This window comes from Streptomyces niphimycinicus (assembly GCF_018883605.1).
In the GTDB taxonomy this organism is placed as follows: domain Bacteria; phylum Actinomycetota; class Actinomycetes; order Streptomycetales; family Streptomycetaceae; genus Streptomyces; species Streptomyces niphimycinicus.
Window position 1 is genome coordinate 1 of the sequence record NZ_JAHLEM010000238.1, and the last position, 2,279, is coordinate 2,279.

General features: G+C 70.9%; 2 protein-coding genes and 1 other RNA gene. All 3 read left to right on the forward strand.

Annotated elements, in window-relative coordinates:
• On the forward strand, positions 1-671 hold a 671-nt coding region (locus KN815_RS21915), incomplete at its 5' end, for an MFS transporter (RefSeq protein WP_216343648.1).
• Positions 672-814: 143 nt separating this feature from the next.
• An RNA gene (gene ffs / locus KN815_RS21920) (signal recognition particle sRNA small type) lies at positions 815-909 on the forward strand.
• 85 nt (positions 910-994) lie between these two features.
• Positions 995-2,279 (forward strand): DNA polymerase III subunit gamma and tau (locus KN815_RS21925; RefSeq protein ID WP_216343649.1); only part of this gene is annotated, 1,285 nt, incomplete at its 3' end.

Sequence of the window (2,279 nt, forward strand, 5' to 3'; positions counted from 1 at the left end):
GGGTCGTCCTGATCCCGGTGCTGATCCGCCGGTCCCGGTACGCCGCGCGACCGGCACTCGACCTGAGCCTGTTCCGGATTCGCAACTTCCAGGCGTCCAACGTGGCCACACTGGTCTTCTCGGTGGCCTTCTTCGCCGTTCTCCTCTCCAGCCTGCTGTTCCTGCAGAACGTCTGGCACTACTCCGTGCTGAAGTCCGCACTGGCCGTCAGCCCCAGCGCACTCGTCACCGCGTTCGTGGCCCCGCTGGCCGGCCGGCTGGCCGAACGATTCGGCTACCGCCCGGTCTTCGTCACCGGCGCCCTCTTCTACGCCGCGGGCGCCGCCGCTCTCGCCCTGCGCACCGGCGCCTCACCGCACTGGGCCGCGCACTGGCTGCCCACCCTCGTGCTCAACGGCATCGGGGTCGGGCTGGCGCTCTCCACTCTCAACAGCGCCGCGGCGAAGGCACTGCCACCGGAGCGCTTCGGTGTCGGCACCGCCATCAACAACAGCTTCCGGCAGCTCGGCGCCCTGCTCGGCGTCAGCCTGTTCGTGGCCGTCCTGGGGACGCCGACGAGCGCGACGATCCTGGGGGACTACCACCGGGTCTGGTGGGTGCTGGCCGTGATCCCTGTGATCAGCGCCGGGACGTACCTCGCCACCCATCGCGAGCCGGAAGCCGCCGGATGACGCCTTCCTGTCGGGTTTGTCCCGCCGGCCGACTGCCCCGCTGCCCCACTGGCCGTCGGCCGAATCCTGGCCGAAAACGGTCCACGACCGGACGGGGCACCCGCGGAGTCGTTCGCACCCCGGCCCATCCGCTAAGGTGGGGCGCAGCCCCTCACGTGGCGCTATCTCACCGAACTCCCCCAGGGCCGGAAGGCAGCAAGGGTAAGTGGGCTCTGGTGGGTGCGTGGGGGGCGCCTTGCGTCTCCGGGTGCTTGTGGGGATGCGGGGGGTGTGGGGATGCGGGCGTGGTCCGGTTGTCGGTGGTCCCCGATATCGTCGTAAGCGTGTCGTCCCTCGCGCTGTACCGCCGCTACCGCCCCGAGACCTTCGCGGAGGTCATCGGGCAGGAGCATGTCACCGGCCCGTTGCAGCAGGCGCTGCGCAACAACCGGGTCAATCACGCGTATCTCTTCAGCGGCCCCCGCGGGTGTGGCAAGACGACCAGTGCGCGCATCCTGGCCCGCTGTCTGAACTGTGAGAAGGGTCCCACCCCGGCGCCGTGCGGCGAGTGCCAGTCGTGCCAGGACCTCGCGCGGAACGGACCGGGCTCGATCGATGTGATCGAGATCGACGCCGCGTCCCACGGTGGTGTGGACGACGCCCGTGAGCTGCGGGAGAAGGCGTTCTTCGGGCCCGCGTCGAGCCGCTACAAGATCTACATCATCGATGAGGCCCATATGGTCACCTCGGCGGGGTTCAACGCCCTGCTGAAGGTGGTCGAGGAGCCCCCGGAGCATCTCAAGTTCATCTTCGCGACCACCGAGCCGGAGAAGGTCATCGGCACGATCCGGTCGCGTACGCACCACTATCCGTTCCGGCTCGTGCCGCCCGGGACGCTCCGCGAGTATCTGGGCGAGGTCTGCGGGCGCGAGGCGATCCCGGTCGAGGACGGGGTGCTGCCGCTGGTGGTGCGGGCCGGGGCCGGGTCGGTGCGGGATTCGATGTCGGTGATGGACCAGCTCCTCGCGGGCGCGGCCGACGACGGTGTGACCTATGCCATGGCCACCTCGCTGCTCGGTTATACCGACGGCTCGCTGCTGGACTCGATCGTGGACGCCTTCGCGGCGACCGACGGAGCGGCGGCGTTCGAGGTCGTCAACCGTGTGATCGAGGGGGGCAACGACCCCCGGCGCTTCGTCGCCGATCTGCTGGAGCGGCTGCGCGATCTGGTGATCCTCGCCGCCGTGCCGGACGCCGCGGAGAAGGGGCTCATCGACGCCCCGGCCGATGTGGTGGAGCGGATGCAGGCGCAGGCGTCGGTCTTCGGCGGCGCCGAGCTGAGCCGCGCGGCGGACCTGGTCAACGAGGGCCTTACGGAGATGCGCGGCGCCACCTCGCCGCGGCTTCAGCTCGAGCTGATCTGCGCCCGGGTGCTGCTGCCCGCCGCCTTCGACGACGAGCGTTCGGTGCAGTCGCGGCTGGAGCGGCTGGAGCGCGGGGCCCTCACGGGCGGCCTGGGCGGCGGAGCCGGTGCTGGCGCTGGTGCTGGTGGCGGTGGCTTCGCTGGGGCGGCGGGGCCCGGGCCCGCCATGGGGTACGTACCGGGGCCCGACGCTCACGCTCCGGCCG